At 74.9% G+C, this 16094-nt stretch carries 18 protein-coding genes; 12 read left to right on the top strand and 6 right to left on the bottom strand.

Going from position 1 to position 16094, the window contains the following annotated elements:
* The 7 genes from AC2CHG_RS16515 to AC2CHG_RS16485 form a co-directional block, all read left to right on the top strand.
* The coding region (locus AC2CHG_RS16515) for an SbcC/MukB-like Walker B domain-containing protein (protein ID WP_484525061.1) at positions 1-942 on the top strand (942 nt) is incomplete at its 5' end.
* 25 nt (positions 943-967) lie between these two features.
* Positions 968-1939: a hypothetical protein gene (locus tag AC2CHG_RS16510; protein WP_402812672.1), complete on the top strand. Its 972-nt coding sequence runs from the start codon at positions 968-970 to the stop codon at positions 1937-1939.
* Entirely contained in the window at positions 1939-2796 is an 858-nt protein-coding gene (locus AC2CHG_RS16505; RefSeq protein WP_484525060.1) for a spermidine synthase, read from the top strand. Before AC2CHG_RS16510 ends, AC2CHG_RS16505 begins: the two co-directional genes overlap by 1 nt.
* An 82-nt stretch (positions 2797-2878) precedes the next feature.
* Positions 2879-3577, top strand: coding sequence for a sigma-70 family RNA polymerase sigma factor (locus tag AC2CHG_RS16500; protein WP_047893132.1), 699 nt, complete (start codon positions 2879-2881; stop codon positions 3575-3577).
* On the top strand, positions 3574-4350 hold the full coding sequence (locus AC2CHG_RS16495; protein ID WP_047893131.1) for an anti-sigma factor family protein: 777 nt from the start codon (positions 3574-3576) through the stop codon (positions 4348-4350). Before AC2CHG_RS16500 ends, AC2CHG_RS16495 begins: the two co-directional genes overlap by 4 nt.
* 203 nt (positions 4351-4553) lie before the next feature.
* Positions 4554-5207, top strand: coding sequence for a COG4315 family predicted lipoprotein (locus tag AC2CHG_RS16490; RefSeq protein WP_047893130.1), 654 nt, complete (start codon positions 4554-4556; stop codon positions 5205-5207).
* A 148-nt stretch (positions 5208-5355) separates the two neighbouring features.
* A complete protein-coding gene (locus tag AC2CHG_RS16485) occupies positions 5356-6270 on the top strand; it encodes a DNA-3-methyladenine glycosylase family protein (RefSeq protein ID WP_262013494.1) in 915 nt (304 codons plus the stop codon).
* A 4-nt stretch (positions 6271-6274) separates the two neighbouring features.
* On the opposite strand, the gene AC2CHG_RS16480 is transcribed toward AC2CHG_RS16485, so the two are convergent.
* On the bottom strand, positions 6275-6796 hold the full coding sequence (locus AC2CHG_RS16480; RefSeq protein WP_262013495.1) for a DUF1990 domain-containing protein: 522 nt from the start codon (positions 6794-6796) through the stop codon (positions 6275-6277).
* Positions 6797-6851: 55 nt separating this feature from the next.
* On the opposite strand from AC2CHG_RS16480, the gene AC2CHG_RS16475 reads away from it, so the two are divergent.
* Entirely contained in the window at positions 6852-7340 is a 489-nt protein-coding gene (locus AC2CHG_RS16475) for a GNAT family N-acetyltransferase (protein ID WP_262013496.1), read from the top strand.
* Here AC2CHG_RS16475 and AC2CHG_RS16470 read toward each other — a convergent pair.
* Together AC2CHG_RS16470 and AC2CHG_RS16465 are read right to left on the bottom strand one after the other, a co-directional pair.
* On the bottom strand, positions 7315-7737 hold the full coding sequence (locus AC2CHG_RS16470) for an SRPBCC family protein (RefSeq protein WP_262013497.1): 423 nt from the start codon (positions 7735-7737) through the stop codon (positions 7315-7317). The two genes, AC2CHG_RS16475 and AC2CHG_RS16470, sit on opposite strands and share 26 nt — an antisense overlap.
* Positions 7738-7956: 219 nt before the next feature.
* Positions 7957-8169, bottom strand: coding sequence for a hypothetical protein (locus tag AC2CHG_RS16465; protein ID WP_262013498.1), 213 nt, complete (start codon positions 8167-8169; stop codon positions 7957-7959).
* A 136-nt stretch (positions 8170-8305) separates the two neighbouring features.
* On the opposite strand from AC2CHG_RS16465, the gene AC2CHG_RS16460 reads away from it, so the two are divergent.
* Together AC2CHG_RS16460 and AC2CHG_RS16455 are read left to right on the top strand one after the other, a co-directional pair.
* Positions 8306-9418 carry an ATP-dependent DNA ligase gene (locus tag AC2CHG_RS16460; protein ID WP_484525059.1) on the top strand — a complete coding sequence of 371 codons (1113 nt, stop codon included), beginning with the start codon at positions 8306-8308 and terminating at the stop codon, positions 9416-9418.
* Positions 9419-9452: 34 nt separating this feature from the next.
* Entirely contained in the window at positions 9453-11042 is a 1590-nt protein-coding gene (locus tag AC2CHG_RS16455; protein ID WP_484525058.1) for an alpha/beta hydrolase, read from the top strand.
* A gap of 51 nt (positions 11043-11093) precedes the next feature.
* Here AC2CHG_RS16455 and AC2CHG_RS16450 read toward each other — a convergent pair whose 3' ends face one another.
* Positions 11094-12368 (bottom strand): YncE family protein, encoded by a 1275-nt coding sequence (locus AC2CHG_RS16450; RefSeq protein WP_484525057.1) that lies wholly within the window; start codon positions 12366-12368, stop codon positions 11094-11096.
* Positions 12369-12540: 172 nt separating this feature from the next.
* Between AC2CHG_RS16450 and AC2CHG_RS16445 the strand changes: the two genes are divergently transcribed.
* Positions 12541-13689, top strand: a complete 1149-nt coding sequence (locus AC2CHG_RS16445) for an RsbRD N-terminal domain-containing protein (RefSeq protein WP_402812654.1) — start codon at positions 12541-12543, stop codon at positions 13687-13689.
* 146 nt (positions 13690-13835) lie between these two features.
* The gene (locus AC2CHG_RS16440; RefSeq protein WP_355507175.1) at positions 13836-14288 is read left to right on the top strand and encodes a GNAT family N-acetyltransferase; all 453 of its coding nucleotides are present in this window, start codon (positions 13836-13838) and stop codon (positions 14286-14288) included.
* A 46-nt stretch (positions 14289-14334) separates the two neighbouring features.
* Here the strand turns inward: AC2CHG_RS16440 and AC2CHG_RS16435 are convergent, their stop codons facing one another.
* Both AC2CHG_RS16435 and AC2CHG_RS16430 read right to left on the bottom strand, forming a co-directional pair.
* On the bottom strand, positions 14335-15060 hold the full coding sequence (locus AC2CHG_RS16435; RefSeq protein WP_262013503.1) for an ABC transporter ATP-binding protein: 726 nt from the start codon (positions 15058-15060) through the stop codon (positions 14335-14337).
* Positions 15060-16094 carry an ABC transporter ATP-binding protein gene (locus tag AC2CHG_RS16430; RefSeq protein WP_047893122.1) on the bottom strand — a complete coding sequence of 345 codons (1035 nt, stop codon included), beginning with the start codon at positions 16092-16094 and terminating at the stop codon, positions 15060-15062. Before AC2CHG_RS16430 ends, AC2CHG_RS16435 begins: the two co-directional genes overlap by 1 nt.

Below are 16094 nucleotides of genomic sequence, written 5' to 3'. Positions count from 1 at the left end.
GTGCGGGCCGGCCGGGAGGCGGCCCGGCGGGCGCGGGGCGCACTCGACGCCGCGCAGGAGCGGCTGCGCCGGGCCTGGCGTGAGTTCGACGCGGTACGCGACGGGCTGGCCCGGTTCGGTCCGCCGGCCGCCGACCGCGACGACGTGGCGGCGGCGTGGGCGGCGCTGGCCGGCTGGGCGAGCGAGCAGGCGCAGGCGCGGCGCGCGGACCGCGACGGGCTGGCCGACTCGGTGGAGGCGGCGCAGCGGGCCGCGGCCGAGGTCGCCGACGCGATCGCCGCGTTGTTCACCGCCGCCGGGCTGGACGCGCCGCAGGACGCGCCGCGCGACGTGGCGGTGGCGGTGGAGCGGGCCGAGGCGGAGTTGCGCCGCCTCGACGAGCGCCGCGAGCAGGCCGCCGAGCTGCGGGAACAGCGGGCCGGGCACGAGCACGAGGCGCGGGTGGCGCGGGCGCTCGCCTCGCACCTGCGGGCGAACAACTTCGAGCGCTGGCTGCTCACCGAGGCGCTGGACCTGCTGGTCGACGGCGCGTCGGGGATCCTGCGGGAGCTGTCCGGCGGGCAGTACGACCTGGTGCACGACAAGGGTGAGTTCTTCGTGGTCGACCACCACGACGCCGGGCTGCGGCGCGGGGTGCGGACGCTGTCCGGTGGGGAGACGTTCCAGGCGTCGCTGGCGCTGGCCCTGGCGCTGTCCGAGCAGCTCGCCGGCATGTCCACCACCGCCGCCAGCCTGGAGTCGATCGTCCTGGACGAGGGTTTCGGCACGCTCGACGCGGCGACGCTGGACACGGTCGCGGCGACGCTGGAGAACCTGGCCGCCCGGGGCGACCGGATGGTCGGCGTGGTCACCCACGTGCCGGCGCTGGCCGAGCGCATCCCGGTCCGTTTCGAGGTCCGCAAGGACGCGCGGACGGCCCGCGTGGAACGGACCGGCCTGTGACCGGCGCGTCCCGGCGGAGCGCCGCGTGACCGGGCCGTCGCCGGCGTTCTTCGTCGACGCCTGGGATCCGGCGTACGGCGCGTCGTTCGAGGCGGCCGGTGGCGCCGGGCCGGCCGCGCCGAGCAGCGCCCAGGTCGACGCCGACGTCGAACTGCCGGCCACCGACTGGCGGGCGATCGGCCCCCGCGCGGACGTGCGGTCGCCGGATGTGGTGCTGCTGGTCGACGGGGTGCGCCGGATCGACGCCAGCGTCTGGACGGCCGAGGAGGACGGCGGCTCGTTCCCCGGCATCGCCGCCTCGTACGCGGCCGGTGTGGTGCGCTGCGACCTGGACCGGGGCGCCGCCGAGATGGCCGGCGCCCGGGTGGGGCGTGGCCTGTTCACGGCGAGCCCGTCGGCGCAGGACGTGGTCGCCGGGACGGTCCGTTACCCGGTGCACCGGGTCAGCGGCACCGGTGAGCTGAGCAAGCTGCCCGCGGCGGTGCAGGCGCCGCTGACCGCGCTGGAGGTGGCCGTCTCCGACGCGGTACGCACCGACGGCGACCTGCTGGTGGTGGACGGGCCGCTGCGCAGCCGGCGCAACCTGCCGCGCACGCTCGGGTACATCAAGACGCAGCACAGCCAATACCTCGACGGGCGGCTGACCGCCGTGGTGACCGGGCTGGCGCCGGGCGAGCGCTGCCCGGTGTTCCGGCTGGGTACGGCGTGGGGCGGCTGGTCGTGGTATCTGCGGCTGCCGGTACGCGCGGGCGCGCCGTGGGCGGGCATCGTGCGGGTGGAGTGCTCGGCCGACCTGACCGTGCCGGAGGCGATCGCGCTGGCCGACCTGTCGCTGGTGACGCTGCCCCGGTTCGCCTCCACCCCGTACAAGGATCCGCGCGCCCCGCAGAACCTGGTGCCGATCGCCGGGCTGGAACGCCGGCTGCGCGGGATGCTCGGCGATGCGCGGCTGCTGCACCGGGTGCTCACCGCCGCGGCGCGTGGGATGCGGCGCTGATGGGCCGGCGACGCGACTCCGACCGGGTGGTGGCCGACGTCGACACCGGCCGGGCCGAGCTGGTGCCGGACGCCGACCGTGCGGGCTCCTGGACGCTGCTGCTGGACGGCGCGCCGCAGTCGCATGTGGACCTGACCGACCCGTCGCACCTGGAGTTCGAGTACGTCCGGCGGCTCGCCGCCGCGCTGGACCTGGTGGCGCCGGCCGGGACGCCGCTGCGGGTGCTGCACCTGGGTGGCGGCGCGCTCACCCTGCCCCGCTACGTGCAGGTCACCCGGCCCGGTTCGACGCAGCGGGTGTCCGAGGTGGACGGCGCGCTGGTGGAGCTGGTCCGCCGTGAGCTGCCCTGGCCGTCCGATCCGCGCCTGAAGGTCCGGGTGGCCGACGCGCGGGCCACGCTGACGTCGAGCCGGGACGGCGCGTACGACGTGATCGTGGCCGACGTGTTCGCCGGCGCCCGTACCCCCGCGCACCTGACCTCGGTGGAGTACGCCGCCGAGGTGGCCCGGGTACTCGCGCCCGGCGGCAGCTACCTGGCGAACGTGGCCGACGGCCCGCCGCTGCGGCACGCCCGCGCCCAGATCGCGACGGTGCGGACCGTGCTGCCCCGGGCCTGCCTGGTGGGTGACGCGGCGGTGCTGCGCGGCCGGCGCTACGGCAACCTGGTGCTGGTGGCGTCCCGGGTGGAGCCGCCGGTGCCGGAGCTGACCCGGCGGGCGGCGGGCGACTGGTTCCCCGGCCGGGTGCTCGCCGGCGCCGAGCTGGACCGGTTCACCGGCGGCGCGGCGGTGGTCCACGACGCGGACGCCGTCGACTCCACTCCCCCACCGCCGGGAATTTTTTCCGTCAAACGTTGATCCGATCGGCTGATCGCTGCGTACCACCGGGCGGCCATGCCCGTGGGGGGCCGGCTGATGTCATTGGACAGCGGAGGTCTGCATGCATGCGGTGGCGGCCGGCTGGCACGGCGAAGTGGCGCGGCCCGAGTGGATGTTCGCCCGGGCACAACCACACTCGCGCGCCTCGCGTTCGGGCCGGGGGGTCGACGCCCGGTCCGCCGATCGCCAGAATGACCCGGTGCCGCCGCGACCCGCTCCCGGACGCCACCAGGCGACCTCCGCCGAGGCCAGCCACTCCGACCAGCTGATCCGCCTGCTGTACGCCGAGCACGCCGGCCCGTTGCTGATGTTCGTGATGCGCCTGACCGGCGGGGACCGGCAGCGCGCCGAGGACATCGTGCAGGAGACGCTGCTGCGGGCCTGGCGCAACGCGCACCGGCTCGGCGTGCAGGGCCAGGGCTCGCTGCGCCCGTGGCTGGTCACGGTGGCCCGGCGGATCGCCATCGACGAGCACCGCAGCGAGCAGGCCCGCCCGCCCGAGACGTACGACCGGGATCTCACCATGTTCGCCGAGTCGGACAGCACCGACCGGGTGCTGCGCACGATGACCGTAGCGGACGCGCTGCGTACGCTGAGCCAGTCGCACCGGGAGATCCTGGTGGCGACGTACTTCCGGGGACGCACCGTGCCGGAGGCGGCCGAGGAGTTGGGGCTTCCGCTGGGTACCGCCAAGTCGCGGGTCTACTACGCGCTGCGCGCGCTGCGCACGGCTCTGCAGGAGAGGGGGGTGACCGAATGAGCCGGGCCGATCACATGGACGTCGCCGCGTACGCGCTCGGCGTGCTGGACGCGCAGGACGCGGAGCGGTTCGAGGAGCATCTGGCCACCTGCTGGGCCTGCGCTGCGGAACTGGAGACGATGGTCCCGGTGGTGGGGCTGCTCTCCGGCATCGACGGCGAGGCGATGGCCGCGCTGGAGCAGACGCACACCGATCCGGCGCTGCTGGACCGGACGCTGGTGGCGGTACGGCGGGACCGGCGTCGTACCCGGGTGCGGCAGTTGCTGGCCACAGCGGCGGCAGTGGTGGTGTTCGGCGGCCTGAGCGGGGTCGCCGCCGGGATGCTCGGCGACGATCCCGCGCCGCCGCAGGCGGTGCCGACGCCGGCCGCGCCGAGCGTCGCGCCGAGCGGCGAGCCGGGCAACCCGAACGACCCGGGCGTCGGCGGGGAGCCGATCGAGGGCGACCAGCACAACGCGACCGACCCGGGGACGGGCGTGCAGACGACGATGTGGCTGGCCCGCAAGGAGTACGGCACGCAGATCGCGGTGCAGCTCAGCCGCCTGCCGGGGCCGCGCACGTGCCGGCTGGTGGTGGTCCGCAAGGACGCCACCAGCGAGGTGATCTCCAGCTGGTCGGTGCCGGTCGGCGGCTACGGGACGAACCAGAACCAGCTTCCGCTACAGCTGAGCGCGTCCACGTGGACCCCGGTGCGAGACATCGACAAGCTCCAGGTGCAGTCGGTCGACGCGAACGGGGTGGCCAGCACGCTGGTGACGGTGGACGACATCTGATCGAACGCGAAGCGGCGCCGGGTGGCTGGGCCACCCGGCGCCGTCGTGTCGTGCCCGGCCGGCGGACCCCCTCGTGCTGACGCACGCGCGGCGACGCCCATCGGTTCAATCGGTCCACTGTGAAATGTGCCACCCCTGCGGGTTCAACCTTGACAGCGCCGCGCCCGTACTACTCGGCGAACTGCCAAGAACGAGGAGGGCACGTGGCACACCACAAGCGGACGACCGTCATCGTCGCGAGCGCGATGGTCGCACTTACGGCCTGCGCCCCAGCAGGCTACAACGGGGCGAACTCGGGCGCGGCCGAGCCGGTCGCCGTCGCCGCGGCCGAACCCACCGCGGCGGCCGAACCGGAGGCGTCGGCGGCTCCCGAGGAGGAGCCGGTAGCGGACAAGGCGCCCCCGGCCAACGTGAAAATCACCGACGAGCTGGTCGGCAAGAAGTTGCCCCGGATGGGCCGCGTCGTCACCGACCAGGACGGCTGGGTGCTGTACCGGTTCGACAAGGACTCCGACGATCCGCCGCAGTCCAACTGCGTGGACAAGTGCGCCGAGGTCTGGCCGCCGTCGCTCACCGACGGCAACCCGAAGCTGCAGGGCGTCTCCGACGACAAGGTCGGCACCATCACCCGCCAGGACGGCACCCGGCAGCTCACCATCGGCGGCTGGCCGGTCTACCGCTACATCGGCGACAAGAAGCCCGGCCAGTGGAAGGGCCAGGGCGTCGGCGGCACCTGGTTCGTGGTCGACCCGAACGGCAAGAAGAACCTGACCTGCCTGCCGACCGGCACGCCCAAGGCGGTCGCGCCGCCCGCGGCCGGCAGCTCCTCCGGTGGCGGCTCCGACTACTCGTACTGACGCACCAGGACACGGTGATCGGTCGCCGGCGGGGAGGGCGCGGCCGGTCACCGTCGCGAACCCCGGGAGGCGGGCCGCACCGGCATCGGCCCGCCTCCCGGCCAGGCGTGCCCGGCGTCACGGCCGGGCCACGTGGCAGAGTGGCCTGGTGACCTCGCCCGACGCCCGCCGTACGCTGCGCCCGCCGGCCGGCTACCGCCTGGCCCCGTCGGTGCGGGCGCTCACGTTCAGCCCGTACGACCCGTGCGCGCGGATCGCCGCCGGCACGTTCTGGTGGGCCACCCGCACCCCGGACGGCCCGGCCACGCTGGCGCTGCGCCCGGAGGCCGGCGAACTGACCGCCGAGGGGTACGGCCCGGGCGCCGGCTGGGTGGTCGAGCGGGCCGACCGGATCGCCGGGCTGTGCGACGACCTGACCGGGTTCGCGGCGCTCGCCGGCGCGCATCCGCTGGTGGCCCGCCTCGCGCACACGCACCACGGGCTGCGGATGCCCGCCACCGGCCAGATCTTCCCCCGGCTGCTGCGGGCCGTCTTCGAGCAGAAGGTCACCGGCAAGGAGGCGTACCGGGCGTACGCCGCCACCGTGCGGCACTTCCGCGAGCCCGCCCCCGGCCCGCTGCAACCCCTGCTGCTGCCGCCGGAGCCGGCCGCGGTGGCGGCCACGCCGTACTGGGTGTTCCACCCGTTCGGGGTCGAGCAGCGGCGCGCCGACACGCTGCGCCGCGCGGCGGCCGTCGCGGACCGGCTGGAACGCTGCGCCGACTCGGCCGAGGCCACCCGGCGGCTCACCGCGATCCCCGGTATCGGGCCGTGGACCGCCGCCGAGGTGGTGCGCATCGCGTACGGGGATCCGGACGCGGTCAGCGTCGGCGACTACCACGTGCCGAACACCGTCGCCTGGGCGCTGGCCGGCGAGCCGCGTGGCGACGACGCCCGGATGCTGGCGCTGCTGGAGCCGTTCCGGGGCCACCGCGGCCGGGTGTGCGTGCTGCTGGAGGCGGCGGGCGTGCAGGCGCCGAAGTACGGTCCGCGCGCCCCGATCCGCTCCTTCGCCCGCTACTGACCGCTCAGCGCCGCCGGCACAGCCGCCGCAGCGTGCGCCCCAGCCACCAGGCGTACGCCCGCTGGAAACCGAGCACGACCGGCCCGCCGGCCCGCACGTACCAGTGCGCCGGGCGGCTGAACGCGGTCACCTCGAACCAGACGCCGTCGGCGCCCCGGGTCACCAGGAACGCCTCCTCACCGACCTCCGGGTGCCCGGGCAGCGTGCCGTAGCCGAACCCGGCCCGATCCGGCTCGTCCACCGTCCACACCACCTCGGTCGGGCCCCACAGCCGCACCGGGCCGACACCGACCCCCGGCGTGACCCGTACCCCGGGGGCGGCGCGCGGCGCGTCCGCGCGCATCACCACGCCTGCGGCGCGGTGCAGCCGCCAGCCCAGCACCGCGTCCGCCGCCAGCGGGAAACCGCCGTCCGGCAGCCGGACCCGGTGGCGCAGGTGGTGGTAACCGGCCGGCAGGCCGCCGTCGCGGGTCGCGCCCACCTCCGGGTACGTCAGCTCCGGCACGCCTGTCACCTCCACGCTCATGGGAACACCCCCGCCAGCGTACGGCCGCCCGGGAGCGCTGTGGTGAGCTGAGCCGGTGACCGACGTGACCATCGCCCCCGCCGGCCTCGCCGACGCCGGGGAGATCCTCACCGTGCAGCGTGCCGCGTACCTGGTGGAGGCGCAGCGCTACCGCGACGTGTTCCTGCCGCCGTTGACCGAGACGCTGGACGAGGTGCGGGCGGCGCTGACCGGGCCGGACGTGGTGCTCGCCGCCCGGCGCGGCACCCGCCTGGTCGGCTCGGTACGCGCCCGCCTCGACGGCGACACCGCCCACGTGGGCCGCCTCTCGGTCGCGCCCGACCAGCAGGGCCGGGGCGTCGGCGGGCGGCTGCTGGACGCCGTCGAGCACGCCTGCGCCGGCCGGGTGACCCGGTTCGCGCTGTTCACCGGCGCGGACAGCGCGGCGAACCTGTCCCTGTACGCGGGCCGCGGCTACCGGGTGGTGGCACACCGGCCGGATGAGAACGGCAACCGCCTCGCCGTGCTGGAGAAGACGGTCAGTTCCGCTCACAGCGGCGCTTGAGCCCGTCCGCCTCCTGCCGCAGATAGCGGCGCATCATCGACCCGCCGAGCAGTCCGATCAGCCAGGCCAGCGGCCCGGTCTGCACCAGGACCAGCTCGGCCCGGGTGCGCCCGTCGTCGAGCGGCACCAGCCGGTGCTCACCACGGGTACGCACGCCGGGGCTCGCCGACTCCCAGGCGAACGAGTACGGGGGATAGATCTCCACGACCCGCCACACCGCCGGGCGCAGCCGGGGCTGCTCCAGCCGGGCTGTCGAACCGAGGAGCAGCGGACCGGGCTCCAGCCGGCGGGCGGCGGTGACCGACGGTGTCCACTCCGGCCAGCGCTCGACGTCGCTCTGCACTTCCCAGACCCGCTCGACGTCGGCGGCGATCTCGACGGACTCGGTGAACCGCATCGGCGTTCCTCCCCCGTGGACGGTCCCCCCCAGGCTATGCCCGCGCTCCGCTCCCGCGCCGCCCCACTCGCCGCCCCTCGCCCCGCTCGCCCGCTCGCCCGCTCGCCCGCTCGCCCGCTCGCCTCGATCTTGGAGTTGTGGCGCCCAGGATGTCCGTTCGGCGGGATTTGTGAGGTGCCACAACTCCAAGATCGGCGGTTCGCCGGGCCGGCCGGAGGGTCAGGCGGCTTCGTGGAGGTCGGCCAGGGTGACCGGGGCGTAGCGCTTCAGCAGGCGCTCCAGCTCGGTGACCGAGCCGACCTCGCCGAGGACGTTCACGCCGCCGCCGTGCTCCGGCGGATAGCGGTGCGCCAGCCGGTAGCGGTAGCGGCCACGGATCAACTCGACGCTGACCCGCCAGCGCCCGCAGCATTCGCAAATCCACTCCGGCACGCCGCGACGGTAGCTCTGACCTGCGGTTTCACCATTCGGGCGGTGGTGACGAACGCGGCCGGTGCGGGACACGCCGCCCGGCCACCGGCGGTGATCTGCGCCACCACTGTCGGTGGGGTCTGGTTGACTGGTCGCCGTGGACCTGCCGATCAACCCTCCGGTCGAGCCGATGCTCGCCAAGAGCGTGGCCCAGTTGCCGACCGATGCCGGCCTGACCTACGAGCCGAAGTGGGACGGCTTCCGCTGCATCGTGTTCCGCGACGGCGACGAGGTCGAGCTGGCCAGCCGGGGCGGCAAGTCGATGACGCGCTACTTCCCCGAGGTGGTCGAGCAGGCCCGCCGGCAGCTCCCGGCCCGCTGCGCGGTCGACGGCGAGCTGATCGTGATCCGGCGGGACGGCCCGGGCGGGCAGCCGCGGCTCGACTTCGAGCTGCTGGCCCAGCGCATCCATCCGGCCGCCTCCCGGGTGAAGCTGCTGGCCGAGACCACGCCGGCCGACTTCGTCGCGTTCGACCTGCTGGCGATCGACGACGAGCTGCTCATCGGCCAGCCCTATCCGCAGCGGCGGGAGCGGCTGGAGCAGGCGTTGTCCAAGGTGCGCCCGCCGGTGCACGTGACCCAGGTGACCACCGACCCGGAGACGGCCCGCCGCTGGTTCGACGTGTTCGAGGGCGCCGGGCTGGACGGGCTGATCGTCAAGCCGGCCGACCTGCCGTACGAGCCGGGCAAGCGGCTCATGTCCAAGGTCAAGCACGCCCGCACGATGGACGCGGTGGTGGCCGGTTTCCGCTGGCACAAGTCCGGTCCGGTGGTCGGCTCGCTGCTGCTCGGCCTCTACGACGACGACGGCGTGCTGCACCACATCGGCGTCAGCTCCTCGTTCACCATGGCCCGCCGCAAGGAGCTGCTCGACGAGCTGGAGCCCTACCGCGACGTCGGCGGCGAGCACCCGTGGGTGCACGGCGACCACGAGCGGGGTCAGCGCATCCCGGGCGGGGTGAGCCGGTGGACCGGCGGCAAGAACCTGGAGTGGGAGCCGCTGCGCCCGGCGCTGGTGGTCGAGGTGGCGTACGACGCGATGGAGGGCGACCGGCTGCGGCACACCGCCCGGTTCGTGCGCTGGCGTCCCGACCGTGATCCCCGCTCCTGCGACTACGGCCAGCTCGACCGCCCGATCCGTTACGACGTCGACGAGGTGCTGCGCGGCGATCCGGCGGCGACGGTCGGTGACACCCGCGGCCGGGCGTAGCCTGACGGTCGACACGATCATGGAGGGCGCCCACGTGACCCGCTTCCCCGACCGGACCCGCCGGTTCCGGCCCGTCCTGGCCGCGTTCGTCGCGGCGGTGGTGCTCACCGCCGGCTGCACGCTGCCGGCGTTCGCCCCGCGCGCCGAGAGCGAGGGCGAGGCCGCCCCGCCGGGTACCGCACCGGAGTGGCGGGCCTGCCCGGAGGTGCCCGACGAGCTGGTCGGCCGGGGCGCGGCGGACATGCGCTACGACTGCGCCCGGATCGCGGTGCCGCGCAACTGGGGCACCGGGGCCACCGCCGGCGCGACCGCCGGGCCGGGCGCCGGTGAGACGTTCGAGATCGCGCTGATCCGGGCCCGCTCGACCAAGCAGCGCGACCGGATCGGCTCCCTGGTGATCAACCCGGGCGGTCCCGGCGCGTCCGGCGTCGACACCGCCGTCTACCTGTCCTTCGGCCCGGCGTTCGGCGGCCTGCCGACGGCGATCACGGACCGGTTCGACATCGTCGGCTTCGACCCGCGCGGGGTGGCCCGGTCCAGCCCGGTCAAGTGCATCTCCGACGCCGACCTGGACGCCAGCTTCGGCTACGACCCCGACCCGGAGAGCCAGTCGTCGTTCGACGGATTCGTCGGCCTCAACCGGCGCATCGGCGAGCGGTGCGGCGCGAAGTACGGCGACCAGCTCCCGCTCTACGGCACCGAGCAGGCCGCGCGGGACATGGACGCGGTCCGCGCGGCGGTCGGTGACGACAAGCTGACCTATCTCGGCTACTCGTACGGCACGCTGCTCGGCGCGACCTACGCGCAGCTCTACCCGCAGCGCGTGCGCGCCCTGGTGCTCGACGGCGCGGTCGACCCGCAGCAGAAGCTGATCGCCGGGTCGGAGAGCCAGGCGAAGGGCTTCGAGCGGGCGTTCGACAACTTCGCCGACTGGTGCGCGGCGAACGCCGGCCGCTGCCCGATCGCCCCGGACGCCCGGGGCGCGGTCACCGACGCGATCGCCAAGGCGAAGGTCTCCCCGGTCCGCGCGCAGGACGGCCGCAAGGCCACCGCGGGCTGGGTCTTCTACGCGGTGATCTCCTCGCTCTACACCGAGCAGGGCTGGCAGGAGCTGGCCCGGTCGATCGACGACCTGCAGGGCGGCGACCCGGACGGCGTGTTCAAGCTGGCCGACTCGTACGCGGGCCGCGAGCCGGACGGGCACTACTCCAACCTGTTCGACGCCAACCTGGCGGTCAACTGCGCCGACGAGACCGAGAAGCCGTCCCGCGAGCAGGTCCGCTCGTTGCAGTCGCAGTGGCGGCAGAAGTACCCGCTGTTCGGTCCCGCCCTGGCGGTGGGGATGCTGGGCTGCGTGGAGTGGCCCGGTGAGCGGGATCCGTACCCGACCGGCCGGGCGAACGGCGCGCCGCCGATCCTGGTCGTAGGCACCACTGGTGACCCGGCCACGCCGTACGAGCAGACGCCGGCGCTCGCGTCGATGCTCGGCGTGGGACGGGTGCTGACCTGGGAGGGCGAGGGGCACACCGCCTACCCGCAGACGTCGTGCGTGACCTCGGCGGTCGACGCGTACCTGATCTCGCTGACCGTCCCCCGGGAGGGGCTGCGCTGCCCCGCCCGGTGACGGTCCGGCCGGCGGCCGGGAGCCGGACGCCGGCCGGTCGAACGCCGCCGGTCAGCCGGCGGCCGGGGGCGTCCAGCCCTCCGCGATGTGCCCGATTCGGACGCGCTGGGGGTGGTCGCCGACCGGGACGCTCGCGACCTTCTGCCCGGTCGCGAAGTTGATCGCGGTGACCTGATCCGCGCCGGATTCGGAGATCACGCAGTCCCGGCCGTCCCCGCTGACGGTGGCCCAGTACGGCTTGCTCGCCGGCACCAGCGGCCCCTCCCGCAGCGTGGCCCGGTCCAGCACCGTGGCGTAGTCGTCCATGGTGCCGGCGACGCAGATCCGGGTGCCGTCGGAGCTCATCGACAGGCCGTGGTGGCGGGAGTCGTTGACCCAGGTGGTGCGGTCCTCGCTGGTGGCCGGGTTCTTCGGCAGCGTGGCGACGCGGGTGACCCGGTCGGTGGCCACGTCGTACTCGACCACGCCGTTGAAGAAGGACACCTGGAAGTAGAGCCGGCTGCCGTCGGGGGTGAACACGGCGGGACGGACCGCGTCGGAGAGGTCCCGGCGGCCGGCGGCGTCCAGCCGGTCCCGCATGTCGATCACCTTGACCACCTGGTACGTGCCGGTGTCGGCGACGGTGATCCGGCGGTCGCCCTTGGTCCAGTCGAGCCACGGCGCGTCCAGGTCGGTGTTCACCTCGCCGATGGACATGTTCCACAGCCGGGTGCCGCCGTCGGTGTAGATGTTCTCGTGCGGCTTGTCGCCGGCGCCGAACGAGCCGAGTTGCGCGCCGGTGCGGATGTCCAGCACGTGCACCGTGTTGGAGGTGGAGGCGGAGACCGCGACGCGGGTGCCGTCCGGCGAGACGGCCATGTGGTCGGCGCGGTAGCCGGAGACCGGGAACCGCCAGCGCAGCGCACCGGTCGCCAGGTCGATCGAGACGACGTCGGCGAAGCTGGGCCGGGACACCACCAGCGCGGTGCCGTCCGGCGTGGTGTACATGTCGTCGATGAGCTGGTCGTGGCCCTCCCCCGGGCCCTGCCGGATGCCGAGGAAGAACGCCAGCTTGATCGGGTTGAGGTAGATCTCGCGCAGCCGCGCGGCGCGGTCCGGGATCACGTTGATCCGGCCGAGCCTGGCGTAGTCGCCGCGGGACCGGATCACGTCGGCGGTGCCGTCCCAGTTGTTGCCGACGAACATCACCTCCTGGAGCGCTGCCGCGGCGGCGGCCGGCGCGGGCGCGGTCACCAGCGGCGCCGGCGCGACCAGGGCGAGCGCGGCCAGCACGGCCAGGCCGGCACGGCGGCGGGTACGGGACGGGTGCTGTGGCACGGGTGTCATGGACGCCTCCTGGCAGCCGGTACGACATCGACGTTTCTCAGTGGCGCGAGCGGTGTTACCTTGCGGTAACAACCAGGAGAGCAACCGGCCGCCCGCCCGGGCTAGGGACCCGACGCCAACGCCCGCGCGGCCCGGTTGTGCCGCGTCGACAACCGGAGGGCGGCGGACGCCGATGACCCGGATCGGACAGGCCCCGACGTTCGGCGCGCTGCTGCGCGACCTGTCCGCCGACCCGGCCGCCGTCGACGAGGTGGCGCGGGCGGCCCGCGCGGACTCCCCCGAGGTGGCCCGGCTGCCGGCCGACGAGGTACGCCGCCAGGTCGTGCTGCTGCTGACCAGCGGCCTGGGCGCGCTGGAACGCCGTGAGGACCCGGCCGGACGCGACTTCGCCGAGGCCCGCCGGCTGGGCGCGGACCGGGCCGCGCAGGGCGTCTCCGTCGCCGGGCTGCTGCGCGGGGTGCAGGCCGGGCGGGACCGCGCGGTGGAGCTGGTGGTCCGGCACGGGCGGGCCGCCGGCATCCCCGACGAGGTGCTGCTGGAGGGGCTGCTCACCATCGGCCGGTACGCCGCGGCGGTGGAGCGGGCGGTGGTCGACGGGCACCGCGGCGCTGAGCGGGAACTGGCCCGTACCGGCGCGGCGGCTCGGGCGCACCTGCTGCGGCGGCTGCTGCGCGACGGCCCCGCGGGCCTGTCCCCGGCCGAGCTGACCCGGTTCGGGCTGCGGCCGGACGGGCGCTACCACTGCCTGGTGGCCGCGCCACCGGACCCGGTTCGGGCGTACGCGCTGCACCGGCAGCTCACCGCGCGGGGCGGCCTGCTCGGCACGGTCGGGGACCGGCTGGCCGGGCTGCTGCCGCGACCGCCCGACGCCGTACCGGCCGACCTGCTGACGCTTGTGGCGCCCGCGCAGCCGCTGGCGCGGGCCCCGGCCATGTACGCGCTCTGCCTGGCGGCCCTCGCCACGGCGGCGAACCGGCGGCTGCGCGGGCTGCATCAGGTCACCGACCTGGCCGGGGAGACCGCGCTCGCCGCCCAGCCGCTGCTGGCCGAACTGCTGCGCGGCACGCTGCTCGGCGCGCTCGACCCGGCCGACGAGTTCCACCGGGAGCTGGCGGGCACCGCGCTCGCCTGGCTGCACCACGGCCAGCGGCTGGACCAGACGGCCGCCGAGCTGCACGTCCACCCGAACACGGTGCGCTACCGGCTGCGGCGGCTGCGGGAGCTGACCGGCGGGCCACCGGTCGAGGAGGGGGCGCGGTGCACGGTGCCGGAGACCGTGCACTGGTGGTGGGCGCTGCGGAGCTGGCTGGACGACCGCTGACCACTGACGGCGCAACCAGGCGACGCGACCTGGACGGCGCATTCGGGCGACGCATTCGGGCGACGCAACCGGGCGGCACGACCGGGCGACGCGACGGGACGCCGCCCGGGCCGCACCGGCGCGCGGCGCTGTGCCAGGCTGGCCCGGTGACCGAGGTGATCTTCCGGGAGGCGGTTCGCGCCGACCTGCCCGCCGTGCTCGCGCTGCTCGCCGACGACGTGCTGGGCCGCACCCGCGACCTGCCCGAGGTGGACGGGGCGTACGAGCGGGCCTTCGCCGACCTGGACGCGGACCCGCGCAACCATCTGATCGTGGCCGACGACGGCGGGGAGCTGGTGGGCTGTTTCCAGCTCACGTACATCCCGGGGCTGGGCCGGCACGGCGCCGAACGCTGCCTGATCGAGTCCGTGCGGGTCCGTTCCGACCGGCGCGGCCGAGGGCTGGGCGGGACGATGATGCGCTGGGCGATCGACCGGGCCCGGGAGCACGGCTGCGCGCTGGTGCAGCTCACCACCGACAAGCAGCGCGCCGACGCGCACCGGTTCTACCGCGACCTGGGCTTCGTGGCCAGCCACGAGGGCATGAAGCTGGCGCTCTGACCCGGCACCGGGCCGCCGCCCGAAGGCGCGCGGCCCGGCACCCGGATCAGTCCTCCGACACCAGCCGGCCGTCGCGCAGTGTGACCGTACGGTCGGCCAGCTCGATCAGCGCCGGGTCGTGCGTGGCGACCAGCGCGGTCATGCCCCGGGCGTGCACCACAGCGCGCAGCAGGTCCATGATCGACCGGCCGGTCTCGGAGTCGAGCTGACCGGTCGGCTCGTCGGCGATGAGCAGGTCCGGCTCGTTCGCCAGCGCCCGGGCCACCGCCACCCGCTGCTGCTGGCCGCCGGACAGCTCGTACGGGCGCTGCGCCGCGTGCCCACCCAGCCCGACGAGTTCCAGCAGCACCGCCACCCGCTGCTCCCGCTCGGCCGCCGGCACCTTCGCCAGCCGCAGCGGCACCCCGACGTTCTCCGCCGCGGACAAGATCGGCACCAGGCCGAACGTCTGGAACACGAACCCGATGGTGCCCCGGCGCAGCGACAGCAGCTCCCGCTCACCCGCGGCGGTGACGTCGTGCCCGGCCACCCGGATCCGGCCGGCGTCCGGCCGGTCCAGGCCGCCGACCAGGTTCAGCAGCGTGGTCTTGCCGGCACCGGAGCGGCCCCGGACGGCGACCAGCTCGCCGCGTCCCGCAGTGAACGAGACGTCCCGTACGGCGTGCACGGCGTGCTCCCCCTTGCCGAAGGTGCGGCTCACCCCCTCGACCCGGACCACGTCGTCGACGGCCGTCCCCGGCTCCGCCGGCAGCACCACTGTCTGGTCGGTCATCACTCACTCTCCTCGGCGTGCGTCCGGTCGCCGGGGCGCACCTCGACGTGGTCGGGTTCCAGGTTGAGCCGGACCCGGTCGCGCAGGGACAGCGCCTCCACGAACTGCGCCGGCAGTTGCATCCGGCCGGTGCGGTCGAGCACCGCGTACTCCTCGCTGACCATCTCGGTGCCGCCGTCGGCGGTGACGCGTGCGGTCCGGCGTACCTCGGAGGCGGTCCGGCCGTCGCGGATCGCGACGGTACGGCGGACCTGGCCGGCCACGGCGTGGTCGTGGGTGACCACCACGATGGTGACCCCCAGTTCGGCGTTGATGGTGCGCAGCGCGGCGAAGACCTCGGCGCCGGTGGCCTCGTCCAGCTCACCGGTCGGCTCGTCGGCGAAGAGGATCTCCGGGTCGTTGGCGACCGCCACGGCGACCGCGCAGCGCTGCTGCTCGCCGCCGCTCATCTGGCCCGGCCGGCGGTCCGCGCAGTAGCCGACGCCCACCATGTCCAGCAGCTCGCGGGCCCGTTCCCGCCGCTTGCGCCCGCCGCCGGCCCGTCCGGCCAGCTTCATCGGCAGTTCCACGTTCTCCAGCGCGGTCAGGTACGGCAGCAGGTTGCGGCCGGTCTGCTGCCAGATGAACCCGACCACGTCCCGCCGGTACGCCAGCCGCCGCTTGTTCGACAGCGACAGCAGGTCGTAGTCGGCGACCCGGGCGATGCCGGCGGTCGGGGTGTCCAGCCCGGACAGGATGTTCAGCAGCGTCGACTTGCCGGAGCCGGACGCGCCGACGATCGCGACCAGCTCGCCCCGGTCGATGACCAGGTCGAGGCCCTGGAGCGCGACGACCTCGACGCCTTCGGTCTTGAAGATGCGCACCAGGCCGTCGCAGACGATGTGCCCGCGCAGCCGGTCGCGCCCACCGGCCCGTTCGGCGGCCCGCTGGGCGGCGCGCTGTTGCAGCGACGCCAGGTCCGGTACGGCCGACGACGGTTCGTCGCGCGGCGTGAGACGCGCCGGGCCCGGGTGGCCGGAAGCGGTCGCGGTCAT

The organism is Micromonospora sp. ATLC20, assembly GCF_057196585.1.
The sequence above is the reverse complement of the archived record's forward strand: the minus strand, read 5'-3'. Positions and strand labels throughout refer to the sequence as shown.